Consider the following 411-nt stretch of genomic DNA (forward strand, 5'->3'; position numbering starts at 1 on the left):
TGGTCGGTGTCCTGCTGTGACGAAGAGAAATCCGTCACCTGTTTGTTCTCATTTACCGTCGGGAACGGGTAGATTCGCAACGACTCATCGCGGTAGTAAACCTGACCGACCAGCTCCTGTCCCAGAAAAGCGCTGTCAGAGTACTGCAGGCTGATCAAATGCCGCTCAGTGCCGGGAATACGGTCGGAATTCAGCCCGTTACTGACGAATGGCGTGCTGGTCCCTCTGATGGCAGAGAAGCCTTTCCCGAGATTAAGCCCGTAATCGTCGTCGCCCTGGCTTTTATAGTACTGTGTGATCAACTGAAGCTGCCGGGATTCATCGATGTTCAGCGTACCAGTTCCCATGATGTCCAGCCGATCGGAGTACTGCAGGCCGGTCTGGGTGTTATCAAGCAAGGTGGCATCGCCG

1 pseudogene is annotated in these 411 nt (G+C 54.7%); it reads right to left on the minus strand.

Annotation, left to right across the window (positions count from 1 at the left end):
* A pseudogene (locus RTW80_RS27505) lies at positions 1–411 on the minus strand (TonB-dependent siderophore receptor); the annotation flags it as partial.

It is taken from the genome of Escherichia sp. AM3 (assembly GCF_032029835.1).
Taxonomy (GTDB): Bacteria; Pseudomonadota; Gammaproteobacteria; order Enterobacterales; family Enterobacteriaceae; genus Escherichia; species Escherichia coli.